Genomic DNA, 22497 nt, shown 5'->3' on the forward strand with positions numbered 1-22497 from the left:
AGCCTGCTCAGCCCTTGACGGCGCCGGCGGCGAGGCCGGACTGCCAGAAGCGCTGCAGGCCGAAGAACAGGATGATCAGCGGCACGACGCCCAGCAGCGCGCCGAGCATCACTGCGCCCTTGTCCGGGGCGAAGTAGCTCATCATGCCGTAGAGGCCGAGGGCCACCGGCTTCAAGTCGGCGCTGGAGATCATCATCAACGGCAGCAGGAAGTTGTTCCACGTCGCCACGAAGATGAACAGGAAGATCGTCACCATCGCGGGGGCCAGCAGGCGCAGCACGATCGTGAAGAAGATCCGGCCTTCGCTGGCGCCGTCGATGCGGGCTGCCTCGAGCAGCTCGGTCGGCACGGACGTCTCGGCGTAGACCATCCTGAGGAAGACGCCGAACGGCGACACCGCGGAGGGGATGATGATCGCCCACATGGTGTTCGTGAGGCCCAGCGCGTGGAACTCCATGTACAGCGGCACGGTCAGCAGTGCCACCGGGAGCAAGAGCCCCGCCATGATGATGGCGACGGCGATCTTCTTGCCGGGGAAGACGAACTTCGCGATCGCGTAACCCGCCATGATGGCGAACAGAGTGGCGATGACACCCGAGACGGTCGAGTACAGGATCGAGTTGCCGACCCAGCGCCAGAACAGGCCGTGCGTCCAGTCCATGAGGCTGGCGTAGTTGGTGTCGAGGTTCCAGTTCGCGAACCAGAACCCGAACGTGTTCGTCAGGTCTGCGTTGCTCTTCGTGGATGCGACGATCACCCAGTACACGGGCATGAGGAAGTAAATCAGAGCGATGACGAGGGCGATGATGCCGAAGGTCTTCGCGGCTGGCCCCGGGGCGACCGAGCGCGGCGGGAGGTCGGCCGCCGGTGCCCGACGCGCCTTGCGCCTGGCAGCGGCGGTGTCGGCTGCAGGGGCGGTGATCAGTGTGGTGGTGCTCATGTCAGTCGGCCTTCTTACGCTGCAGGAGTGCATAGACGACGGCGAGGACGCCGGCGATGACGGCCATCAGCAGCGAGTATGCGGATGCCGGGCCGCTGCCCGAGGGGGACAGTTCGCCCATCATTGAGTTGTAGGTGAGCATCATGGGCGTGTAGTCCAGGCCCATCCAGGAGTTCGGCAAGGAGCGCCGCTCCGCGCACCATCGGCACCTTGATCTTCATCGAAATCTGGAACCCGTTGGCTCCGTCCAGGCGTGCCGCCTCGTAGAGCTCGCGCGGGATGGACTGGAGGGCTGCGAGGAAGATCAGCATGTTGTAGCCGGTGTAGGTCCACGTGGTCATGTTCGCCATCGAGGCCAGGATCGTGCCGGGAGCCATGAAGTTCGTTCCCTCGGGCAGGAACTGCATGAACGGCGAGACCTCCGGAGTGTACATGTACATCCAGATCATCGCCGCGATCACGCCAGGGATCGCGAACGGCAGGAAGAATGAGAGGCGGAAGAACGCCGGGCGCCGCACGAGGAACGAGTCCAACAGAAGTGCGAGCGCGAGCGCGACGATGATCATGACCGGGATCTGGAACGCCGCGTAGAGGACGACGCGTCCCATGCCGGACCAGAATGCGTCATTGCTCGCCGCTGCGACGAGGTTGTCGAAACCGACGAACGTGTCGACGAGCTCGCCGCCGCCGTAGAGACCCTCGCCGGAGGGCACCTGGGAGAAGAACGCCGACTTGACCGACACGATGATCGGAACAAGGAAGACGATGATGAACAGGATGGAGAACGGCGCCATGAACAGCCAGCCGTTGCGGGCCTCCTGACGCGCGCGGAATCCTCTTCTGGCGCGCGGCCGTCGGCCGATGGTCTCAGCGGTTGTCGTCACGACGTGGTCTCGCCCTTCGGGAAAAGAGCTCGGCGGAGGACATCGTTGTGCATGTCCTCCGCCGAGCGGGTGCTCGGAGAGAGCAGAGAATTACTTGGCGACAGGCAGACCGAGGTCGGTGAGTGCCTTGATCGCGGTGTTCTGCGCGGTGGTGAAGATATCCGCAACCGGCTTCTCACCGGTGACAACCGCGGCAGCGGTCTCGGTCATCGAGGACAGTGTGGAGAAACCGGGAGCATACGGGAAGTCCGGGTTCAGGTTCGCGGTCGCCGTGGCGAGCTCGGCGAGAACATCCTGGTCGCCGAACTGGCGCAGCATCTTCTCGGGAGTCTCCGGGGTGCCGTTGGCGGCGACGACCAGGCCCTGCGAGGACAGGTCATCGATCTGCGTGTTGAACCAGTTGTTGAACTCCATGGCCTCAGCCGGGTTCTCGCAGCCCTTGAGGACCGCGACGCCGGATCCGCCGTCAGGACCGGTCATCTCACCCGCGCCGAAGGCGGGCAGCTGGGCGATGCGCCACTGGCCTTCGGCCGGGGTGCCGTCGAGCGAGTCGAGGAGGAAGCCCGCCTCCCATGCCGCGCCGATGTGGCCGATCAGGCTGCCGTCGTTCAGGGCGATCGTGAAGGGCTCGCCCCAGCGGTCGGCCTTGAGAGTTTGGTCGTTGTCGAGCAGGCCCTGCCAGAGTGCCGCGACGGTCTGCGAGCCTTCGCCCTCAGCGTTCACGACCCACTCGTCGCCCTCGGTCGCGAACCAGGTGTCACCAGCGGCAGCGGACTGCGCGGCGAGCCAGTGAGTCGCCTCGTCAGCGGAGAAAGCGGTGATGTACTTGCCGGCGGCGGCCGCAGTGGCGGACTCCGCGGCGAGGTCTTCGATCGTCGCGGGGGCGGTCAGCCCGAGCTTGTCGAACTCTGCCTCGTTGTAGAAGTAGACGAGCGGGCCGACATCCTGAGGAAGCCCGACGACGACGTCGCCGACGCGCATTCCCGCGAAAGCGCCGCTGGAGTAGTTGTCTTCGTACTTCTCCGCCTCGGTGGTGACGTCCTCGAGGAGGCCCTTCACGTACAGCTGCGGCGCCTCGGAGTAGCCGACCTGGGCGAGACACGGTGCGTTACCGGCCTTCACATCGGTCTCGAGCTTGAGGATCATGTCGGTCGCGGCGCCATCGAACTTGGTCGTCTTGACCTGGATCTCGGGGTGCTCGTCGTTCCAGCGCTGAGTGATCTCCTCGACCGTGGCCATGTCGGCGCCGTTGTCGAGGCGGTGCATGTACTCGATCGTGACGGGCTCGCCGTCGGAGCTTGCGCCGGCGTTGTCACTCGAGCTGCTGCAGGCGGCGAGACCGAATGCTGAGATGGCGCCGACGGTGACGAGCGCCGCGGTGCGGATGATGCGTGTGTTGGCCATGAAGATGTTTCTCCCCTTTGAGGGTCAGGTGACTGACGGACAGTGCGGATGCCGTGATGCACACGCGCTGGTGGGAACTGTTAAACGCCGAAATGTTTGCGTTCATAAGCTGGAGAACATTGTCACCGTCGCGATGGGTGCCGTGTCGTGTCGTGCGCAGACATTCACGTGCGCTGATGCGGATTTCGCTGGCGATTCCACAGACGGGGTGGAGAGGGGCAGACTGGAGTCGTGCGAACCATCCGTGACCTCGACACCGTTGAATCGATCATCGACGCCCAGAGCCTGCTGGATTCCATCCGGGGGCCCGAGCGCGTCATCGACGCCGGCACGCTGCGCGCGCTGCAGCAGTCCGGCAACTACGTCGTCGGCCTGTTCGACGGCGAAGATGGCGAAGAGCGCATGGTCGGCGCATCCATCGCGTTCTTCGGAGCGCCGGGGAAGCGCCGGATGCACTCCCACATCACAGCCCTCCTGCCCGAGTACCACGGTCGCGGCTGGGGGCGCGAGCTCAAAGAGCACCAGCGCCAGTGGGCGTTCTCCCGAGATGTCGGCGGCATCACGTGGACTTTCGATCCGCTCGTCGCGCGCAACGCGCACTTCTTCCTCGCCGTGCTCGGCGCTCGGGTGACCGGCTACTCGGTGAACAACTACGGCATCTTCGGTGGCGGGGATGCTGGGGATGAGAGCGACCGGCTCGATGTCGAGTGGGCGCTCGCAGACATCGCGAAGGCGCCCGCTGAGGATGCGATCGCCGCGACGCTCGAGATCCCCTCCGATGTCGAGGCGATGCGAGTATCGGACCCGGATGCTGCGCACGCCTGGCGCACGCGCCTGCGCGGCGAGATGGAAGAACTGCTCGGCCGGGGGCTGCACGTCGCCGGCTTCGACGTGGAGCGCGGATACCTCTTCACCGAGTGATCCCGAGCCCGTAGCGTTTCGCGGGTGCCCCGACCCCGTTGCGTTTCGCGGGTGCCCCGACCCCGTGGCGTTTCCTCAGGGAGTGACGCCGAGCCCGTTGCGTTTTGCGGGTCGTTGAGCGAGCCGCAGGCGAGACGAAACGCGTTGAGCGACGAGCGGAGCGAGGAGTCGAAGCGTTCCGCACCGCCGTGGCCAAGAGCCAGTTTCCGAGATGGTTCTATGGATGCATGAGTGACGTCGAGCAGGTCCCCGCTGTTTCCCCGTTCCACGACCACCTGCCTATCGGCGAGCGGTTGGATGCTTCGGCGCTGACCGAGGGCCTGCCCTGGGCCTTCGACGAGATCCGCATGCGTCCTCTCGAGCCGATGCTCGTGCCGGAGAAGCCTCGCGGTGGCGAGACGGATCCTTCCGAGTGCCGTCCTTGCATGCCCTCGCCGGGCACGATCTGGCAGGACGACCATTGGCAGGTCCGGGTGATGTCGGACCCGAGCGGGCTGCCGTTCATGGCGGCGATCTCGCCCCGCGAACACTGGCTGCTCGAAGACGCCCCGATGGACGTGCTCGCCGGCCTCGGGCCGCTCATGCAGTGCTTGTCCGAGGCAGTGAAGTCCATCCCGGGTGTCGCGCGCTGTCACTTCGGGCGTTGGAACGACGGCTCCGCACATCTGCACCTGTGGGCCCTCGCGCGCCCTGCCGGAATGATGCAGGGGCGGGGTGCGGCACTCGCGTTCTGGGATGACGTGCTTCCGCCGATCCCGCAGGAGATGGCCGATGAGCACGCTCGTATCGTCGCCGAGTCTCTTGCGGTCGGTTGGGGAGAGGTGTTCCCGAACCGCTAGATTCGGTACCATTTCTTTCCACACTTGGTACCATTAATTCATGGCGATGAATCTGAGGTTGCGGGATGACGCGGCGGAGGCGCTGCGTGCCGAAGCGGAGCGCACGGGACTCAGCCAGCAGGAGATCCTCCGACGTGCTGTCGATGAGCATCTCGGCCTTGCGGGTGCCACACGGCCGACCCCTTATCCGGATTGGGTGATCCCGCCGGAGCGACCCTATCGGTCGGTGACTCCGACGCTTCGCCTTCCGGCGGGCATGACGACCGCAGACCTCCTCGATCGCGAAGATCGCATCTGACGTGCTCATGTATCTCGACACCAGTGCGGTGCTCAAGCGCGTGTTCTGGGAAGAGCAATCCGGCGCATTGCGTGATGCGATCGACAACGCAGTGGCGAATGGAGATCGGTTGATCTCCTCAAGCCTGACGCGCGTCGAGCTCGCGCGCGGCATCCGACGACGGATTGATTTCGAGCCACTCGACGCGTTGACGTCCGCGTTCGACCTCGCAACCAGCGACCTCGCGTTCGCCCCGATGGCATCGGCGGTCGTCGAGAGTGCGCGCATCATCGGACCGCCCGTGCTCCGCTCGCTCGACGCGATCCACCTCGCGACGGCGATCGCTGTCGGTGCCGAAGAGGTGTGGACCTACGATGATCGTCTGGCCGCGGCATCCGAAGAGATGGGGATCCTCGCCAGGATGCCGTCCTGACCGCCGTCTCACGTGGGGCTGATGGTCAGCGGCGGCGCGGATAGGATTGAAAGGCCCGTATTCACGGGCGCAATCCCCGTCGCATCCGACCATTGGAGCCACCGTGGCCGAACAGTCCCGTCTTGACAAGGTCATCAGCCTCGCCCGCCACCGCGGGTTCGTGTTCCAAGCAGGTGAGATCTACGGCGGTTCGCGCTCTGCGTGGGACTACGGGCCTCTCGGCACCGAGCTGAAGGAGAATATCAGACGGCAGTGGTGGCAGACCTTCGTGCGCGGACGCGGCGACATGGTGGGCCTTGACTCGTCGATCATCCTGCCCAAGCGCGTGTGGGAAGCATCCGGTCACGTCGCGACCTTCAGCGACCCGCTCGTCGAGTGCCTGCAGTGCCACAAGCGCCACCGCGAAGATCACCTCCTCGAGGCATACGAGGCGAAGAAGGGCCGTGCGCCCGAGAACGGCATGGCCGATATCGCCTGCCCCGACTGCGGCACGCGCGGCAAGTGGACCGAGCCCCGCTCCTTCTCCGGTCTCGTGAAGACGTACCTCGGCGTCGTCGACGACGAGTCGGGCCTGTACTACCTGCGTCCTGAGACTGCGCAGGGCATCTTCGTGAACTTCGCGAACGTGCTCACCGCGAGCCGCAAGAAGCCGCCGTTCGGCATCGGCCAGGTCGGCAAGTCGTTCCGCAACGAGATCACCCCCGGTAACTTCATCTTCCGCACCCGTGAGTTCGAGCAGATGGAGATCGAGTACTTCGTGCCGCCTGCCGACGCGCAGGAGTGGTTCGAGCACTGGGTCGAGGTGTGCTGGGCGTGGTTCCTCGACCTCGGCATCGACCCGGAGAACATGCGTCAGTTCGATGTTCCCGAGGATGAGCGCGCGCACTACTCGGCCGGCACGATCGACTTCGAGTACCGCTTCGGGTTCACCGGCTCGGAGTGGGGCGAGCTCATGGGTGTCGCGAACCGCACCGACTACGACCTGAACAGCCACTCCGAGGCATCGGGTCAGAGCCTCAGCTACTTCGACCAGGCCTCGGGCGAGCGTTACACGCCGTACGTGATCGAGCCGTCGTTCGGCCTGACGCGCACGATGATGGCGTTCCTCGTCGACTCGTATGTCGAAGAAGAGGTGCCGAACTCCAAGGGCGGCACCGACACGCGCACCGTCCTCAAGCTCGACCCGCGCCTGGCTCCGGTCAAGGTTGCTGTCCTGCCGCTGTCGCGCAATGAGCGGCTGTCGCCGCTTGCCCGCGAGGTCGCCGATTCGCTGCGCGGTCACTGGGCGATCGACTTCGACGACGCCGGCGCCATCGGTCGCCGATACCGCCGCCAAGACGAGATCGGCACCCCGTTCTGCGTCACGGTCGACTTCGACTCGCTCGACGACCACGCCGTGACCGTGCGCGAACGCGACACCATGGCGCAGGAGCGCGTTCCGGTCGCCGAGCTGAACGACTACCTCGCGGAGCGCCTGAAGGGCGCCTGAGCCCGGCGCGCGCGCCCCGGGCCCGGGTCCGCGCCCGCGCCTCCCGTTCAGGTCGCGAATTCGGTCGCTCTGAGCGCGCGAGAGCGACGAGGATCGCAACCTGAACGTCGGCCTCGGATGCCGTGGGACGATGGTCACGTGGAGACGACGACTTTCGCCGCGACAGACGGCTTCCCGCACACCGCTCTCGTCGGAGTGACCGGGCCCGAGCAGACCATCGCCGTCCAGGGTGATCCGCACACCGCACTCGCGCTGGCCTCGGTGAGTAAGCCGATCAGTGCCTGGGGTGTACTGATCGCCGTCGAACGCGGACTCGTCGACCTCGACGAGCCGGCCGGCCCCGAGGGCTCGACACTGCTCAACCTGCTCGATCACACCAGCGGGCTGCCCTTCGAGGGCGAGCGGACCCAGGCATCCCCTGGCGCGCGCCGCATCTACTCGAATGCCGGGTTCGATGCCCTCGGCGCGTACGTCGCAGAGGCTGCGGGCATGGAGTTCTCCGAATGGATGGCCCGCGAGGTCACCGGGCCGCTCGGGATGCAGGATATCGATGTGACTGGCCGTCCCTCCGCCGGGTACCGCGCCTCGATCGAGGATCTGCTGATCTTTGGCCGCGAGGTACTGCGCCCGACGCTGATCCCAGTGGAGTTGCGTGATCTCGCGCTCATGGTCTCGCGGCCAGGGCTTCGGGGAGTCGTCCCGGGCTACGGCTCCTTCGACGACAACCAGTGGGGTCTGGGGTTCGAGCTGAAGGGCGTGAAAAGTCCGCATTGGCTGAGCGACTCATTCGCCCCCGAGGCGGCGGGGCACTTCGGTGGGCAGGGCAGCTTCCTCTTCATCGATCGCTCCCGTGACCTCGCCGGGGCGTTTCTGTCAGGGGTCGCCTTCAGTGACGAGCACAAGCGCATCTGGCCGCCGCTCACCGACGAGATCGTCGCGCGCTACGGCTCTCGCTGAGCCTGCTCGCGCTGAGCGCGCTGCGCTCACGCCGCGCGCGTTGCGACATCTCTCGCGCTCAGGTCGCGATTTGTGTCGCTTTCGCATGGCCAAACCGGCATTAATCGCGACCTGAACGTCACTTTCTTCCCGCGTGACAAAGTGCTGCGTGGCGCGCCGATAGAATTCGGCTGTTCGCATGACCGCTGGAGGGCGACGATGGAAACTGAAGCAGTGAAAAAGCACCAGGATTACAACCCTGGTCCGCGCGTGGGGATTACGTTCTCGACGTTCGATCTGCTTCACGCAGGACACATCATGATGCTCGCCGAGGCGAAGCGTCAGTGCGATTACCTCATCTGCGGGTTACAGATGGATCCGACGCTCGACCGGCCGGAGAAGAATGCGCCGACGCAGACGGTCGTCGAGCGTTACATTCAGTTGCGCGGCTGCGAGTACGTCGACGAGATCGTGCCGTACTCCACCGAACAGGATCTCGAAGACATCCTGCGCGCTTTCAAACTCGACGTCCGCATCGTCGGCGACGAGTATGAAGAGCGCGACTTCACCGGCCGAGAGTACTGCGAAGAGGCTGGCATCGAGCTGTACTTCAACAGCCGTGACCACCGCTTCTCGAGCTCCGGCCTGCGCAAGATCGTCGCCGCACGGGAAGCCGAGCGCGCGGCGCGCGGCTGACCGATCAGGTCAGCACCACCAACCGCATCCCCTCGTCGCCGCCGGACTCGGTCCAGGCGAGCGTGCTCTTCAGGATGCTGCGGAGCACCTCGAGATCGACCTTTTCGAGGTCCTTGATGTAGAGGCATCCTTTGCCGATGGTGTGCGGGCCGAGCCGCGCGAGAGCGTCGCTGTGCCGATCGGTGCTGTCGAGGTAGATCGTCGACGCGGCCTTGCGCGGGGCGAAGGCGAGTACGGGCATGTCGCCCTCATTGCCGGTGGGATAGCGGTAGTGGCAGCTGCCGAACCCGATGATCGTGCCCCACAGCTCGGGTTCGCGATCGGAGAGCTCCTGCAGCAGGGCGGTCAGCGTCTCGGCATCCCGTTGCCGTACGGCCGGCGTGACATCCGCGATGAACGCGGCGACGCTGCCGCCGGTGGGCTTCACTTCGCGGCCTTGGCGGCAGCCTTGGCAAGCTTCTTGTGCTCGCGCACCTTCGCAAGCGATTCGGGCGAGACGATGTCGGCGACGCTGCGCAGCGACCCCTCGTCGCCGTAGTCGCCGGCGGCCTCGCGCCAGCCCGCACCTGTGAACCCGTACTGCTTGCCGAGCAGCGCGAGGAAGATCTTCGCTTTCTGCTCGCCGAACCCGGGGAGCTTCTTCAGTCGCTTCAGCACCTCGGCACCGTCCGGGTCGCCCTGCGTCCACAGCGCTGCGGCATCTCCACCCCAGGAATCGACGAGCTCCTGGCACAGCGTCTGCACCCGGGTCGCCATCGAGCCGGGGAAGCGGTGCACCGCGGGGGTCTGCTTGAACGCCTCGAGGAAGGCTTCCGGGTCCATGGCAGCGATGACCGCGGCATCCACTGTTCCTGTGCGCTGCTCGATCTTCAGCGGACCCGCGAACGCCGTCTCCATCGGAACCTGCTGGTCGCACCACATATTTTAACCATGTAGTAGGCTCGGTTTATGGCTGAACTGGTATGGGGCGGGTACGCCCGAATCTCGGAGGATCCTCGCGACGAGAGGTCTGGCGTCCGGCGGCAGCGCGAGGACATCGACGCCGAGATCGTCAGGCGCGGGGGTGAGTCGCTGGACGAGGCACGTTTCTATCTCGAAAACGACACATCTGCCTACAAGCGCAAGCGAGTGACGATCACGGACGAGTACGGCGAGCAGCGGCAGGCGTACCGCGTCATCCGTCCCGTCTGGGCTCAGGCGCTCCGCGACCTCCGCGCCGGTGTCATCACGGCTCTCGCCGTCTACGACCTGGACCGCCTCGCCCGCGACCCCCGCGACCTTGAGGACGCCATCGAGGTCGTGCAGCACCACGGCTCACTCATCATCTCGGCCACATCGGCGGGGACCGACCTCATGTCAGACTCGGGCCGGGCGATGGCCCGGGTCATGGTGACCATGGCGCAGAAGTCGAGCGCCGACACGGCTCGGCGAGTGGCCCGGGCTCATCTGGAGTCGGCTCATGAGGGCAGGCCAGTGGGAGGCTCCCGTCCATTCGGGTTCCTCGCTGACAAGGTGACCCACTGCCCCGTCGAGGCCCCTCTCGTCCGTAAGGCAGCGCAGGACATCATCGACGGCGCGTCCATCCGCGGCATTGCCGAGGAGTGGGCCGCGGCCGGGATCAAGACTGTTCGCGGCGGTGCCTGGAATCGCTCGGTGATCCGTCACATGCTCTCGAATCCGAGGCTCGCCGGTTGGCGCGTCCATCAGGGCAAGATCGCCACAGACAGGGACGGGAAGCCAGTCCGCCTCGTCCAGCCTCAGACGTTGGCGGTCGTCGGGGAGGACGGCAAGCCAGCTCGGGCGAAGAACCCGCGTGCGGGTGAGCCCGTCGAGCCGCTGCTCGATCAGGACACGTTTGATCGACTCCAAGAGGCTTTGGTCAGGCCTGATAATCGCAAGGTGAAGCCCCGAAGGGGTGCCCGGCGCTATCTGCTCTCCGGGCTCGTCCGTTGCGCCGTGTGCCATCGGCAGATGTACGGCAACCGCTGGGGTGAGACCGGCGGCGAAATGCGGTTCTACTACGTTTGCCAGGGCGGAGCGGATGACAAGCACGCGGTCAGCGTCTCGGGGCACGGCACCGACGCCTTCCTTGAGCGAGTCGTGCTCGACCGGCTGGCCGTCGAGGACATGGAGCGCCCTGCGCCGGAGTTTTCCGGCGACGGTCGGCTCGCCCAGGTGAAAGAAGCGATCACGGAGCTGATGAGTGTGCATCGCACGGGCCTGCTCTCGGGATCGGTCGTGTTCCCCCAGGTCCAGCAGTTGCAGGAGGAGCAGGAGCGACTGGAGGCCGAGCGCGGCGAGTTCATCCGCGCCACCGCAGGGCCGACCACAGCGAGGGTCACGCCCGAGGTGTGGGCAGGCATGTCCACGGATAAGCGCCGGGCCATCGTCGAGACTCTGATCGAGGCCGTCCTTATCCATCCGGGGCGGCAGCGTCAGAACAAGCTCGACTATGACCGGATCGAGGTCGTGTGGCGACAGGACTAGCGCTCGTTCGCGCTCGGCGTTGACACCGCTTGACATGAACATTAAGATCGTGAGTAATCTTGATGACGATCTCAAAACTCGGGATCGTCGGCCTCGTAAATCCCGCGGGGCCGGAGGGAGAGCCTGGACCGGGGTGGGATTGCTCGGTTGATGACTTTGATCATCACGTGCCTGCGCGACGGAGCAGGGATGCCGACAGAGCCTCGAGGCGAAGGTCGCCGGGCTGGGGTGCCGATTGACCCCGGTAACGCTCGTCACAGACGGATGAGCTGTTTACCGGAGGTTTGTCATGTCCGCCCTCGTCGCGGATTCCGTTCAGCAACTCGTCAGTCTTCAGAGCGCCGTTGACCTCGGCTACGGGGCGTACTCGACCCTGCGCCGGTACATCGCAGACGGTCGTCTCCCCGCGGTCAAAATCGGCTCCCGTCTCAAGGTGCGCAGGGCCGACCTCGACGCCCTCGCCGTCTCCGCCGGGCCTGTCGCAGCGACGGAGCTTGACCGGGCCGTCGAGCGAGTGCTCGCCTCGGCCCCTGCTCTCACCGACGCGCAGCGTGAACGCCTCGGTCGTCTCTCTGTCGGTGATAGCCGATGAGCGGCCGCCGAGCACGCGCCCAGCGCCGTCAACCTGCTGACCTTCCCCTGTCCCCCAACCGAGGGAGCGCAGCAACCGAGGGCGGGAGCGAAACGACGGTCATTCTTGGTTCTGAGGATGAAGTCGTTTCAGTCGTTTTCGGCCCCTCAGACAGCCAAAGCTCCAGGTCAGGCGGGGGGACCATGGGCTTGTGTCCCCCCGCCAGCAACGAAGTCGTTTCAGTCGTTTTTGATGGCTCCGAGACGAATTCGACGTCGGTCGGCGAGCTGCCCGAGACGCTTCGTCTGCTCGATCTCGTGGGTACCGACGAAGACCCGTACAAGGAGGGCGGCGCGTGGGCCTACGCCGAGGAACTGGGAGGTCGCGTCTTCTTCATCACGCAGAACGAGCGCTATACGGATGGTCGTGTGCTGCTCGACGAGGCGCAGATCGAGCGGGCCGTCGCGCGCAAGGGCATCACGCGCTGGGCGTGGGTCAAGCACGACAAGGACGTGATCACCGAGGACGACGTGAAGCGGAACCCGGCGGCCGTGCTGGGCGATCCGAAGGCTGACGGCTATCACGTGGCCGTCGAACGCAAGTCGTTCGCGAGCGTCGGTCAGATCGCCCGTCTGTTCGGGGTGTCGCCGAGCCAGGTCGAAGTCAAGCCTCAGGGGTCCTTCATGGACCTTGTCGAGTATTTGACGCACGAGCATCCGAATCAGCTCGCGAAGGGCAAGCATCACTATGCCGACGAGGAGGTGCACGCGAGCTTCGACTGGCGTCCAGCTCTGGACGACCACAAGCTGGCACGGTCTGCGAAGGCCGGTCAGCGGGCAAGTCTCAAGAAGCGTGACGCGATCCGCGAGGCCGTGATGCTCGGCGAGATGACGCTGAAGCAGGTACGTGAGAACGAGCGCGCGATCTACATCCAGGACCTGGAGAAGCTGCAGAAGCTCCGCCAGGACTTCATGCTGCACCAGCCTGCGCCACGGCATCGGATGAACTACTACATCGGCTCTCCCGCCGGTGCCGTGCGCAAGGGACGGACGGGCAAGACGCAGCTCGCGAAGCTCTTTGCCCGGATGCTCTACCCCGATCTCGAAGCCGACGAGTGCTACCACGTCGCGACGGATGCCCGCGTGCCGCTCCAGAACTACAAGGGGCAGCCGGTGATCATCTGGGACGACTACAGCGTGCCCGGTCTCTTGGCTGCACTCGGCAGCCGGGAAGGCGTGTGGCAGGTCTTCGACGATCACCCGAGCGCGAGCGACGCGAACATCAAGTACGGCTCCGTGCGGCTCGTCCACGCAGTGAACATCATCGCGAAGACGACGCCGTACGCCGAGTACCTCGATGGCCTGGCCGGTGAGTACACCGATGCCAGCGGCAATGTGCACGAGGCCGAGGATCGCAGTCAGTCGTGGGGCCGTTTCCCGGTGGTGTTCGAGGTGACGCCGGACAGCATCGAGATGCTGCTCAATCGCGGCTTCGCAGACGACACCGACGACTTCCTCGCCTACCAGAAGGTCGCCCGGATGAGGGCCAGCATGAAGGCCGTGTGCAGCGGACTCGACGCAATCGAGAGCGATGAGGAGCGCGAGGCCGCGACGTTCCAGGTCGGCGAGGTGCTCCTGCGCCCGATCATCGATCAGCACCGCGCTCTCCAGCCGGTCGCCGATCGTGCGGGTGCGGATGTCGTCGGTGAGTTGCTCGCCGGGATCGAGGTGCTCGACGGCGAGGCGCTGGAGCAGGCGGACGCCGAGCACGCGGCCGAGGTGCACGCCGCGGTGCTCGATGGCGTCGCCGTCGAGGAGGAGCAGCGGCGGCAAGCGCGGCTGGCATCGCAGCGCGAGGAATTGACCAAGGTCAACGAGCATATCGGGCGGCTCCGCGAGGCCGGGTTTTACGAGCTTCCGCAGTCGAGCAGGCGCGAAGTTCTCGACATTATCGAAGGCGGTGCGTCATGAGCGCCGCCGAGACCCGCGACGCCGTGCGTCGCACCCCCTCGCCCGCAGGGAGCGCAAGCGACCGAGGACGAGGGCCAGCGGCGATTGACGACACGAGCGCCAGCGCTGTGTCGGACAATCGCCCTGCTGGCCGAACCCGTCACCATGTCCAGGGAGTCGAGCGCGCAGGCACTGATTCGCCCCCGGCGAATCGTGCCGCGCGGCTCGACGTCAGGCTCACGGCCGCGGAGCGCGAAGCGATCCGTCGGCGGGCCGACCGCCTCGGGACCGCGCCCTCGGCGTGGGTCCGTGCGACGGTACTCGATGCTCTCGATTCCAGGGGCGGGCATGTCGAGGCGATGGAGGCCGCAGCGGCCATGGCGCCCAGTCCCGAGCTGGCGGCAGCGGTCGAGCAGCTGCGCCGGGTCGGGGTGAACTTGAACCAGGTCCTGCGCCGTGGAGGTGCGGTCGATGACCGTCTCCTCGGCGCAGTCCTCGGCGCTGTCGATGAGGTGCGGTCTCGGCTCGGGGACAGGGTGCAGCTGTCATGAGCACGTGTAACGTCCGACCGTCGAAGTCGGCCGCGGACTCGGTGGGATACGCCCTCTACGGCCGTGGGGATGCGGAGCGTGCCGAGCACCTCGCGAACGGTACGAACCGGGCCGCGGAGTTCAGCTGCTCGGTCGGGTCTGCCGAGGATTTCGTCGCCCGTGCCGAGGCGCTGTCGAAGGCTCACGGCCGCAAGGTCGAGTTGTACTCGTACACGCAGAACTTTCCTCCGGACGAGTTCGACGTGAACAGCCCCGACGATGTTCGACGCGTTCACGAGCTGGGGGTGAAGCTGGCGAAGCGGCTGAACTCGGCAGATTACCTCGTTGCGACGCATATTGACTCTGCCGCTGGCCATGCGCACAACCACGTGTACCAGATCAATCACGACCGGCTTACCGGTAAGGCGCTCAAGCGCAACACCTCGTGGAAACGGGGTCTTCGGTGGACAAACGACAAACTCATGAAAGATGAGGGCTGCCGGGTGCTGCCGTCGCCCGAGCGGCCCCCGCTCGACTGGTCTCAGAGGCGTGAGGAGTTCGCAGTCGGAGGTTTTGAGCGCGAACTCGGTGACCGTGTTGCCGACTCGTTGCGCGACCCCCGCTCCGTCTCCCGCGAGGCGTTCACCGACGTGCTTTCGGAGCACGGCGTCACCCTCGCGGAGACGAAGCGGGACGGCCTCACCTACAAGATGCGCAGGTCTGACAACGGGAAGATCGGCAGGCGTAAGGCATCCGGTCTCACTCCTGAATTCACCGCCGAAGGTACACAACAGATTTTCGAGTTTCACAGCAATAGCAAGGAAAGGGAGAAGCAGGACGATGGGTATTTACGAGGATATGAGCAACGAGAGGATCGAGCAGCAGCAGGCCTCGACCTCGCCCGCGCACGACTCGAACTCGCAGAGGCTGAGGCAGGTCGAGGAGCAGGTCGCCGAGCAGGGGGTCGCACTCAAAGAGACCGTGCAGACGCTCACGCGGCTGCGTCTGAACGGGAACGGAGCTTCGGCCGACGCCGAGGTCGTGGAACGGCTCGCAGCGTCTCTGGAGGCTCTGCGAACCGAGGGCGCGACCGAGGTCGCTCGCTCTGAGGCCTTCGCGAATCAACTCGTCGCCGATCTCCGCGGCCGCACGTCCGTGACCCTCGACAGCTCCGAGGTTGCCCGGATCGTCGGCGACGACGTGGCCGAAGCCGTCGCCGAGGCTGTCAAGCCCCGCATCGAGGCGCTGCGTGCCGAGATGGAGAGGACGGCGACCTCGATCCGTGAGGTCATGGCGTCGAACCTCAAGGCGATCGATAAGCGGATGACCCGGGCTGAGGCCGTGCAGGAACGGGTCGTGGGCATGCGGGCCGTGCTGACGCACGCCGGGGCCGCGGTGCTCCCGTTCGCCCTCGTCGCATTCGTCGCGGTGATCGGCGTCCTGTGCGGCTTCGCCGCCGTGCCCACGGTGACCGGTGCCGAGGGCTTCGGCCGGGTCGCGGTGATCGGCGGGTGGATCGTCGCGTTAGGGCTGTTCGTCGGGGTCGTGATCCTCGGCGGGGCGAAGCTTGCGCAGAAGTTCAGGGAGTGGTCGCGGTGACGGCGCAGGGCAAGACTGTACCTCTCGTGCACCTCGGCGCTAAGGCGTCCCCGGAGGATCGGCGCAGTCGTCGGCTCATCGTCATTCGCGACAGCCTCGGCCGCCACTCGGTGCAGCTCAGTCGCCTCGACCCGCTCGCGGTCGGTCAGCGGAGCCTGTTGTTGTCGAAGCACACGCAGAAGCTCAGCCCGGCGCAGATCGAGGCCATGGAGAGTTGCGTCGAGCCCTGGCAGCACGTGACGGTGCCGTTCCGCGGTTCGAAGGTTGAAGTGTTCGCCGTCGTCGGCGACCTCCTGCCTCGCGGCAATGATGGTCACATCGCGGGACGGTTGCGGTCGTCGCCCGAGCACATCGGCCCCGACGTGCTCGTCCGCCAGCGGCTCGCCGTCGAGGTGGGTCGACTCGTTGCCGACCTCCGCGGCCGGGCCAAGGCCGAACGGGTCCGGGTTGAGGGGGACGGCTGGGACGATGATGAGGGCGGATTCGAGACGAGCCTCGGCCTCGAACGGTATCGCCGCGACGAGGCCGACGAGCGGCAGTTCGGCGGCTGAGCCTAGGCTCAGCGCTCGGGACCCCGTTGCAGTGCGCAGCAGGGTCCCGTTCTACTGACGGCACTTGAGTCCAGGAGCATGCCGATCAGCAGCGCGAGCGGGTTGTCGGTGAGCAGGGCGTCGGCGGCGGTGTCTCCGGTGATGCGAAGGGCCATGACATCGAGCGTAACTCGCATCGAAATTGAAATCCCGAAAATCCGGATGGTTGTGACCGGGCGACGGCGTGCAGTGCCGTGTGGCTAGGCAGAGTCCGAAGAAGCGACCTTGCTCCGCCTGTAGAGGAGGCGCGTGATGATGAAGCCGATTCCCCAGCCGACGACGCCGAACCCCACAAATGTGCCAACAAGGGCGAGCACACCGGTACTTGCGTTCAGGTCAAACCAACCGCTGAAGATCAAGCAAGGAATCACAGTCCCGGCCATCACAGCGGTATGCACGATGGTGCGTTTCAGCAATGACCAACGATCGATGTCATAGATCGGGATCGCGGCGATCACGACTCCGACGATGACCCCCACCGTACGCGTGCCGCGCGCCTGGGCAGGATCATCGATCGCGAAAGAGAGAGCCAGCATGATGACCAGCGTCAACACACCTGACAGCAGGAACCGGACAGCTCGCTTCATACACCCAGGATAGGCGATGCAGCAGATGGGCTCGATCACCCCCAAAAGAGGGGAAGCGCAGCCGCCGCGCCAGTATGGAATCAGCTCCCCATGGTCAGCGCACCTGCTGGTCGAGGAGCATGCCTGTGAGAAGTGCGAGCGGGTTGTTCGTGAGCAGGGCGTCGGCGGCGGTGTCTCCGGTGATGTGAAGGGCCATGAGTACATCCTTTCCTACGGTCAGCCTACGGATTCGCAGATGCAGAGCTGGATCGACGAGTCCGCCGTAAAGGGGTTCCCGCCCCAGTCGCCGAAACGCTCGACCAGCCGGAGGCCAGAGTGTTCGAGGAGCACCGGCAGCTCCTGGGGGAAGATGCTTCGCACCTCGATTGACACCGTCTGGAAGTCGGGCTCGGAATCCGTCGAGAAGTGCCACGTTCCGCGTGTCACCTGCGCGGCAGCATCGTAGGCGTCGGCGACGTCGACGTGGACATCGCCGCGGCCTGGATCGGTGAATGATGTGCGCGGGCGCCGGACCCCGTCAGCGTCAGCCAGGAGCCGCACGTTGGGATTGAAGACGTCGAATGCGAACCGTCCGCCGGGCGCGAGGTGCCGCCTGACCGCGCGGAAGCATTGCACGATGTCGTCAGCCTCGTGCAGGTGCAGCAGTGCGTTGCCCGCGATGAAGACGAGGTTGAACTCGTTGTCCAGGTCGAAGTCGCGCATGTTGCCTTGCTGCCACTCGACGGACACGCCGCGCTCATCAGCCTTCTGCCGCGCCTCAGTCAGCATGTCCAGCGACAGGTCGAGGCCGACGCTCGGGTGTCCATCGGCCGCGATCGGGATCAGCTTGTGACCTGTGCCGCATCCGAGTTCGAGCACGTGCCCGCCCCTGTCGTCGGCCTCGGCGCGGTAGAAATCCACAGCTGCCTTGCTCTCCGGAAACAGCAGGTCGTACAGCCTCGCGTCCGAATACAGATCCTGTGTCATTCGCGTTTCCTCCTGCCCCACACTCTCACGGCGTGGATCTTCGCGCAGTTGTGGATCTTCGCGCAGTTAATGGTTAACGCACACGCTGGTCGAGCAGCATTCCGACGAGTAGTGCGAGCGGGTTGTCGGTGAGCAGCGAATCGGCGGCGGTGTCTCCGGTGATGTGAAGGGCCATGAGTCCAGTGTGACACTCAGACGTCGAGACCGCCGGTCGAGTAGAAGGCGCTCGATTAGCGAGTCCCCGGGGGAGCGACGTCATCGAGGTCGGCCCACACTTCAACGAGTTCCTCGATCAACCCGTCGCGCATCCGCGCGAACTGCGCTACCGAGTACTCTTTCTCGACGCCGTCAGCCACTCCTGTGACGTGTCCGCGGGCTGCGGCTCGATCGTTCGCGTTGATGAGATCGATGAGCTTCATGCTCTGAAAGCCGGGATAGTTGGCGTTGAATGCGATCCAACTGGGCGCATCGAATTGCTCGTTCGTCGCAACCAAATGACAGACGAAGGTGGGGTGCAACAGCTCGGAGATCCCGTCCCAATTGTGTGCATTGATTGTGTCAGCCAGGCGCTGCAATGCTTCGGCGGCGTTCATTCCACGAGTATTGCAGGGGTACGCTGCGGGGATGGCGGCCGGGTCGTTCGATGCCCCCTGCATGCAGACTGCATGTGGCATATACTGATTGCATGACAACCATCCAGGTTCGCAATGTCTCGGATGAGACGAGTCGTGCACTCAAGTCGAAGGCGGCACTTGAGGGTCGTTCGCTGAGCGACTATCTGCTGCGCGAGCTCGACCGCCTCGCGACGCGTCCGAGCCGGGCCGAGTTATTGGAACGGATCGCGAGCCGTGGTGTCTCCACGCTCGAACCGGCAGCGCAGGTGCTCGCCGAGCAGCGCCCCGGACGATGACGCTCGTCGTCGACGCATCCGCGGTCGCCGAGATTCTGTTCGGAACCGAGGCTGGGCGTCGAGCAGCAGCGCTGATCGACGGGCGCGAGCTGCTGGCGCCGCAGCACCTCACAGCTGAAGTCGCCTCCGTCATCCGCGGGTGGTCCCTCAGCCGGCAGATCACCGATGAGCAGGCGCTGCGCGCTTTCCGTGAGTTCGAGGCGCTCGGAGTCGAAGAGGTGCCGATGATGTCCATGCTGCCCGATGTGTATGCACTGCGGCACAACGTCAGTGCGTACGACGCCATGTACGTCGTGCTCGCGCGGGCCGCGCAATGCTCACTGCTGACGCTCGATGCCCGGCTTGCAGCAACCGCTCCCGATTGCGCGCTGCTGCCGTAGCCCTTCGCCTCGCTCCGCGGCGAGCCCTGCGAAGAGCAACGGAGGGCTCGCGAATCAGGATGCTGCGTTAGGCCGGCTCCTGACCTGGAGGTACGGCCGCGCCAGGTCCGTGTTGTTGAATACCCAGTTTGCGCGGGATAGCGGATCCGCTTCGAGCAGGTAGAGCCGCTGTCCATGCACGTAGTGGTGGTTCGACGGGGCTTCTGGGTCGACGTCGTGCGGGCCAGCGAAGCGCGCGTTCCCGCGCGGCACGCTGACGGCGAAGGGCACCTCTAGCCAGACGGTCGAGTCCCAGACGTCGATGAGCTCCGGTCGGTGCAGGAAGATCCCGTCTACGAGCACGATCCCGCGGGGCGGCACCACTACGGGATCCGCACTGATCGGCTGGTCCGCGGCCACGTCCCAGATCGCCGCAGTGATCGGGGCGCCGCGTCGCAGCGGTTCGACCACGCATCGGCGGAACTCTGAGTATCGATAGGAGCCGCGGTAGAACCCCTCCGGTCCGTGCCCCGCTTCCCGGCGGATGTCCCGGGGATGGTGGAAGCCGTCAATACTGACCCGAACGAGAGGTCGACCGCTCACGGTCTGAGCGTGCGCTGCAATCTCGGCCGACAGATGTGATTTTCCCGCACCATCGAACCCATCGAGAGCAACCAGGATGCGCGATTCTGGGCGCACCTGCTGGATCTCATGCCAGAGCTGTGACACGGCCTCCAGTCGCTCGCCCGATGTGATCACGCTCACCAGTCTCGCACCCGACCACGCCATGCGCCGGCTGTCGCGCGTGCAGCAACTTCGGAGATGTGCAGTAACTTCGGAGCCGATCCGGGATCGCTCTCCGAGCGAAGCGCACGTCTCCGAGCGAAGCGCGCGTCGGCGGTCGGGCGCAGCGGTGTGCCTTGCCCGGAAACTGTGCGCTTCGTGCTGACCTGCCCTCTTCGCCCTTCCGTCGAGTCCAAACGGGCGATATCATCGCGATATGGGTGAAACGCTGCGTGAAATGCGCGAGAGGGCTGGGCTCAGCCAAGCGCAGCTTGCGGTGCGCAGTGGTGTTGCGCAACCCAACATCGCCGCATACGAGTCCGGGCGGCGCAACCCGTCGGCTGTCATGGTCGACCGATTGCAAGCGGCTATGCGCCCGTTGCCGCACGAGGCGCTCGAGCAGCACCGTAACGAGCTTAAGGAGCTCGCTGCGGACTATGGGCTGAGCAACGTTCGCGTTTTCGGATCCGCCGGGCAGGGCACGGACACGACCGATAGCGACCTCGATATCCTCGTCACCCGGTCGCCGAACGTTGGGTTGCTGGCGATCGCTGAGTTCACCATCGCGGCTGAACAACTGCTCGGCATTCCTGTTGACGTGGTCACAGAGGGCGGACTACCGGAAGATCACCCGATCCGCCGATCAGCGGTGGCCGCGTGAATGAGCGGGACCAGCGGGCGCTGCGCGAGATCGTCCGGTTGTGCGACAGCGGCATCCGACTCGCCGATCGCGGACGCGATTGGTACCAGGCGGATGACCTCAACACACCTGGCCTCGCAGCCGAATCGATCACCATCAAGATCGGCGAGAACGTCGCACGGTTGAGTGGTGAGCTGACCACTGCAAACCCGCAAGTTCCCTGGTCCAGCATTAAGCGCATGCGCGATCGGCTCGCGCATCACTGTGAAGCGACGGATTACGACGCGGTGTGGGACACCCTCAACGTCGATCTCCCGCGCGTTCGCGCAGCAGTCGAATCACTCACCGCGACGTAACCAGCGCTCTGCGCTGTGTCACAGAAAATCAAGCGGTCTCGGATGCCGTGGCATCCGCAGCATCCACCACCGACAGCCCGTAGACCGTCTCGAGCGCCGCGACGAATTCATCTCCGCGCCCGTCGGCTGCGAGTTCGTGCGCACGAGCGGTCGGGGCGTGCGTGAGCACTCCGCCGAGGTGACGCAGTGCCTCTTCGACCTTGCCGTCGGCGTCACCGCGGTCGCGGGCGCGTTCGATCTCGCGCTCGAGCAGCGCGAACATGTGCGAGCGGAATGCGACGACCGCAGGAGTCACGCTCCGCTGATCGCCGACCACGTTGAAGGTATCCGCGGCCTCGCGCACGACAGAACGGGCGGCATCCGTCGCCTGTAGCTCCTCAAGAGGGGCGTGCAAGCGAATCGTGTCGAGATCGAGCAGCGCGAGACCCGCGAGGTTCGCGACGGCAGGGTCGACGTTCCGCGGCATCCCGAGGTCGATCACGAGCTGCGAACCCGCCCCGGCGCCCATCGGACATCCGCCGGAAACCGCCGAGACCGGCGCCTGCAGGTGCTGCGGTCCGAGCACGGGCTCCTCAGCGGCATTGGTGCACGTGATCAGCAGGTTCGACGCGGTGGCAACGCGCGCGTAGTCCGCATCGGAAACCGCTGCGATGTCGTGCTTCTTAGCGAAGAGTTCCGCCCGGCCAGACGGCGAGTAGACCGAGATGTTCGTCGCGCCGCGCTCGCGCAGCGTCGCAAGGGTGACTGCGGCGTATGCGCCGGTTCCGACCAGCAGCACGCGTTCGGCGGCCCAGTCGGCGATGCGGCTGTCGGCGAGCTCGAGCGAGAGTCGCACGAGCGAGCGGCCGGCACGTCCGATCGCGGTGACGTTCTTCACCTTGCGCTGCGCTTGGCTGGCGCGCTGGAACAGCCGCTCGAGCTCGGGCGAGGTCGTGCCCTCCTCGTGCGCGGTCTTCAGCGCGCGGCGCACCTGGCCGGCGATTTCGCCTTCACCGGGCACGACCGATTCCAGACCGGATGCCACGGCGAAGAGATGCTCGGCGACACGGCGTCCGGAGTGCACGGCGTAGGCGCCGTCGAGTTCGGATGCCGGGATGCCGGTGGACTGCTCGATCGCCTCGAGTACGGCCTCAACTCCCACGGCCCCCGCGGCGGTCACCGGCTCATCGACTTCGACGTACGCCTCGAAGCGGTTGCAGGTGGAGAGCACGACAGCCCCCTGCACACACGACGCGATACGAAGAAGATTCGGTGCGACGTCGTCAGGGGTACGGCTCAGTCGTTCGAGCATGTCGAAGGGGGCGGTCTTGTGACTCGCCGTCACGCACAGCAGCACGCGGTCAGTTTACGC

At 65.6% G+C, this 22497-nt stretch carries 26 protein-coding genes and 5 pseudogenes; 18 read left to right on the forward strand and 13 right to left on the reverse strand.

Going from position 1 to position 22497, the window contains the following annotated elements:
• Nucleotides 1-7: 7 nt before the first annotated feature.
• The 3 genes from ACTIAO_RS03780 to ACTIAO_RS03790 all read right to left on the reverse strand — a co-directional run bounded on the left by ACTIAO_RS03780 (nucleotide 8) and on the right by ACTIAO_RS03790 (nucleotide 3228).
• A complete protein-coding gene (locus ACTIAO_RS03780; protein ID WP_441904939.1) occupies nucleotides 8-940 on the reverse strand; it encodes a carbohydrate ABC transporter permease in 933 nt (310 codons plus the stop codon).
• A 14-nt stretch (nucleotides 941-954) separates the two neighbouring features.
• A complete protein-coding gene (locus ACTIAO_RS03785; RefSeq protein ID WP_441904940.1) occupies nucleotides 955-1824 on the reverse strand; it encodes a carbohydrate ABC transporter permease in 870 nt (289 codons plus the stop codon).
• Between the two features lie 90 nt (nucleotides 1825-1914).
• On the reverse strand, nucleotides 1915-3228 hold the full coding sequence (locus ACTIAO_RS03790) for an ABC transporter substrate-binding protein (RefSeq protein WP_441904941.1): 1314 nt from the start codon (nucleotides 3226-3228) through the stop codon (nucleotides 1915-1917).
• Between the two features lie 231 nt (nucleotides 3229-3459).
• Here ACTIAO_RS03790 and ACTIAO_RS03795 point away from each other — a divergent pair, with 231 nt between their 5' ends.
• From ACTIAO_RS03795 to ACTIAO_RS03825, 7 genes are all read left to right on the forward strand, one after another.
• Nucleotides 3460-4149 carry a GNAT family N-acetyltransferase gene (locus tag ACTIAO_RS03795; protein ID WP_441904942.1) on the forward strand — a complete coding sequence of 230 codons (690 nt, stop codon included), beginning with the start codon at nucleotides 3460-3462 and terminating at the stop codon, nucleotides 4147-4149.
• A gap of 227 nt (nucleotides 4150-4376) precedes the next feature.
• The gene (locus tag ACTIAO_RS03800; protein WP_441904943.1) at nucleotides 4377-4988 is read left to right on the forward strand and encodes a hypothetical protein; all 612 of its coding nucleotides are present in this window, start codon (nucleotides 4377-4379) and stop codon (nucleotides 4986-4988) included.
• A gap of 40 nt (nucleotides 4989-5028) precedes the next feature.
• The gene (locus tag ACTIAO_RS03805) at nucleotides 5029-5286 is read left to right on the forward strand and encodes a ribbon-helix-helix protein, CopG family (RefSeq protein ID WP_441904944.1); all 258 of its coding nucleotides are present in this window, start codon (nucleotides 5029-5031) and stop codon (nucleotides 5284-5286) included.
• A 7-nt stretch (nucleotides 5287-5293) separates the two neighbouring features.
• The gene (locus ACTIAO_RS03810) at nucleotides 5294-5698 is read left to right on the forward strand and encodes a type II toxin-antitoxin system VapC family toxin (protein WP_441904974.1); all 405 of its coding nucleotides are present in this window, start codon (nucleotides 5294-5296) and stop codon (nucleotides 5696-5698) included.
• A gap of 103 nt (nucleotides 5699-5801) precedes the next feature.
• Nucleotides 5802-7187: a glycine--tRNA ligase gene (locus ACTIAO_RS03815; protein WP_441904945.1), complete on the forward strand. Its 1386-nt coding sequence runs from the start codon at nucleotides 5802-5804 to the stop codon at nucleotides 7185-7187.
• Nucleotides 7188-7325: 138 nt separating this feature from the next.
• The gene (locus ACTIAO_RS03820) at nucleotides 7326-8144 is read left to right on the forward strand and encodes a serine hydrolase domain-containing protein (RefSeq protein WP_441904946.1); all 819 of its coding nucleotides are present in this window, start codon (nucleotides 7326-7328) and stop codon (nucleotides 8142-8144) included.
• Between the two features lie 72 nt (nucleotides 8145-8216).
• Nucleotides 8217-8819 (forward strand): adenylyltransferase/cytidyltransferase family protein, encoded by a 603-nt coding sequence (locus ACTIAO_RS03825; protein WP_441904947.1) that lies wholly within the window; start codon nucleotides 8217-8219, stop codon nucleotides 8817-8819.
• Nucleotides 8820-8823: 4 nt separating this feature from the next.
• Here ACTIAO_RS03825 and ACTIAO_RS03830 read toward each other — a convergent pair whose 3' ends face one another.
• Complete coding sequence (locus tag ACTIAO_RS03830; protein WP_441904948.1) at nucleotides 8824-9246, reverse strand: DUF1801 domain-containing protein; 423 nt, start codon at nucleotides 9244-9246, stop codon at nucleotides 8824-8826.
• Nucleotides 9243-9740, reverse strand: a pseudogene (locus ACTIAO_RS03835) (HhH-GPD-type base excision DNA repair protein); the annotation flags it as partial. The pseudogene ACTIAO_RS03835 and the gene ACTIAO_RS03830, both read right to left, overlap by 4 nt.
• 27 nt (nucleotides 9741-9767) lie before the next feature.
• Between ACTIAO_RS03835 and ACTIAO_RS03840 the strand changes: the two are divergent.
• The 7 genes and pseudogenes from ACTIAO_RS03840 to ACTIAO_RS03870 all read left to right on the forward strand — a co-directional run bounded on the left by ACTIAO_RS03840 (nucleotide 9768) and on the right by ACTIAO_RS03870 (nucleotide 16506).
• Complete coding sequence (locus ACTIAO_RS03840; RefSeq protein ID WP_096177394.1) at nucleotides 9768-11306, forward strand: recombinase family protein; 1539 nt, start codon at nucleotides 9768-9770, stop codon at nucleotides 11304-11306.
• A 289-nt stretch (nucleotides 11307-11595) separates the two neighbouring features.
• Nucleotides 11596-11898, forward strand: coding sequence for a helix-turn-helix domain-containing protein (locus tag ACTIAO_RS03845; RefSeq protein ID WP_096177393.1), 303 nt, complete (start codon nucleotides 11596-11598; stop codon nucleotides 11896-11898).
• A 182-nt stretch (nucleotides 11899-12080) separates the two neighbouring features.
• Nucleotides 12081-13847, forward strand: a complete 1767-nt coding sequence (locus ACTIAO_RS03850; RefSeq protein WP_098730897.1) for a Rep family protein — start codon at nucleotides 12081-12083, stop codon at nucleotides 13845-13847.
• Nucleotides 13844-14377 (forward strand): plasmid mobilization protein, encoded by a 534-nt coding sequence (locus ACTIAO_RS03855; protein ID WP_205677238.1) that lies wholly within the window; start codon nucleotides 13844-13846, stop codon nucleotides 14375-14377. Before ACTIAO_RS03850 ends, ACTIAO_RS03855 begins: the two co-directional genes overlap by 4 nt.
• Nucleotides 14374-14841: pseudogene (locus ACTIAO_RS03860) on the forward strand (relaxase/mobilization nuclease domain-containing protein); the annotation flags it as partial. The gene ACTIAO_RS03855 and the pseudogene ACTIAO_RS03860, both read left to right, overlap by 4 nt.
• A gap of 355 nt (nucleotides 14842-15196) precedes the next feature.
• Nucleotides 15197-15955 (forward strand): hypothetical protein, encoded by a 759-nt coding sequence (locus ACTIAO_RS03865; protein WP_291545702.1) that lies wholly within the window; start codon nucleotides 15197-15199, stop codon nucleotides 15953-15955.
• Nucleotides 15943-16506 (forward strand): hypothetical protein, encoded by a 564-nt coding sequence (locus tag ACTIAO_RS03870; RefSeq protein ID WP_096177389.1) that lies wholly within the window; start codon nucleotides 15943-15945, stop codon nucleotides 16504-16506. Before ACTIAO_RS03865 ends, ACTIAO_RS03870 begins: the two co-directional genes overlap by 13 nt.
• A 47-nt stretch (nucleotides 16507-16553) precedes the next feature.
• On the opposite strand, the pseudogene ACTIAO_RS03875 reads toward ACTIAO_RS03870, so the two are convergent.
• From ACTIAO_RS03875 to ACTIAO_RS03900, 6 genes and pseudogenes are all read right to left on the reverse strand, one after another.
• Nucleotides 16554-16661 (reverse strand): annotated as a pseudogene (locus tag ACTIAO_RS03875) (HhH-GPD-type base excision DNA repair protein); the annotation flags it as partial.
• Between the two features lie 84 nt (nucleotides 16662-16745).
• Nucleotides 16746-17171, reverse strand: a complete 426-nt coding sequence (locus ACTIAO_RS03880; RefSeq protein ID WP_441904949.1) for a DUF3021 family protein — start codon at nucleotides 17169-17171, stop codon at nucleotides 16746-16748.
• 61 nt (nucleotides 17172-17232) lie between these two features.
• Nucleotides 17233-17328, reverse strand: a pseudogene (locus ACTIAO_RS03885) (HhH-GPD-type base excision DNA repair protein); the annotation flags it as partial.
• 20 nt (nucleotides 17329-17348) lie between these two features.
• Entirely contained in the window at nucleotides 17349-18098 is a 750-nt protein-coding gene (locus ACTIAO_RS03890) for a class I SAM-dependent methyltransferase (RefSeq protein WP_441904950.1), read from the reverse strand.
• 79 nt (nucleotides 18099-18177) lie between these two features.
• Nucleotides 18178-18273, reverse strand: a pseudogene (locus ACTIAO_RS03895) (HhH-GPD-type base excision DNA repair protein); the annotation flags it as partial.
• 55 nt (nucleotides 18274-18328) lie between these two features.
• On the reverse strand, nucleotides 18329-18691 hold the full coding sequence (locus tag ACTIAO_RS03900) for a nuclear transport factor 2 family protein (protein WP_441904951.1): 363 nt from the start codon (nucleotides 18689-18691) through the stop codon (nucleotides 18329-18331).
• Nucleotides 18692-18783: 92 nt separating this feature from the next.
• Here ACTIAO_RS03900 and ACTIAO_RS03905 point away from each other — a divergent pair, with 92 nt between their 5' ends.
• Nucleotides 18784-19008, forward strand: coding sequence for a FitA-like ribbon-helix-helix domain-containing protein (locus ACTIAO_RS03905; protein ID WP_441904952.1), 225 nt, complete (start codon nucleotides 18784-18786; stop codon nucleotides 19006-19008).
• A complete protein-coding gene (locus ACTIAO_RS03910; protein WP_441904953.1) occupies nucleotides 19005-19388 on the forward strand; it encodes a type II toxin-antitoxin system VapC family toxin in 384 nt (127 codons plus the stop codon). Before ACTIAO_RS03905 ends, ACTIAO_RS03910 begins: the two co-directional genes overlap by 4 nt.
• Nucleotides 19389-19442: 54 nt before the next feature.
• On the opposite strand, the gene ACTIAO_RS03915 is transcribed toward ACTIAO_RS03910, so the two are convergent.
• Entirely contained in the window at nucleotides 19443-20126 is a 684-nt protein-coding gene (locus ACTIAO_RS03915) for a uridine kinase (RefSeq protein WP_441904954.1), read from the reverse strand.
• A 241-nt stretch (nucleotides 20127-20367) separates the two neighbouring features.
• On the opposite strand from ACTIAO_RS03915, the gene ACTIAO_RS03920 reads away from it, so the two are divergent.
• A complete protein-coding gene (locus tag ACTIAO_RS03920; RefSeq protein ID WP_441904955.1) occupies nucleotides 20368-20811 on the forward strand; it encodes a helix-turn-helix domain-containing protein in 444 nt (147 codons plus the stop codon).
• Nucleotides 20808-21146 (forward strand): HepT-like ribonuclease domain-containing protein, encoded by a 339-nt coding sequence (locus ACTIAO_RS03925; RefSeq protein ID WP_441904956.1) that lies wholly within the window; start codon nucleotides 20808-20810, stop codon nucleotides 21144-21146. Before ACTIAO_RS03920 ends, ACTIAO_RS03925 begins: the two co-directional genes overlap by 4 nt.
• A gap of 28 nt (nucleotides 21147-21174) precedes the next feature.
• On the opposite strand, the gene ACTIAO_RS03930 is transcribed toward ACTIAO_RS03925, so the two are convergent.
• On the reverse strand, nucleotides 21175-22482 hold the full coding sequence (locus tag ACTIAO_RS03930; protein WP_441904957.1) for a glutamyl-tRNA reductase: 1308 nt from the start codon (nucleotides 22480-22482) through the stop codon (nucleotides 21175-21177).
• Nucleotides 22483-22497: the final 15 nt, after the last annotated feature.

Source organism: Microbacterium sp. (assembly GCF_052099035.1).
GTDB lineage: Bacteria > Actinomycetota > Actinomycetes > Actinomycetales > Microbacteriaceae > Microbacterium.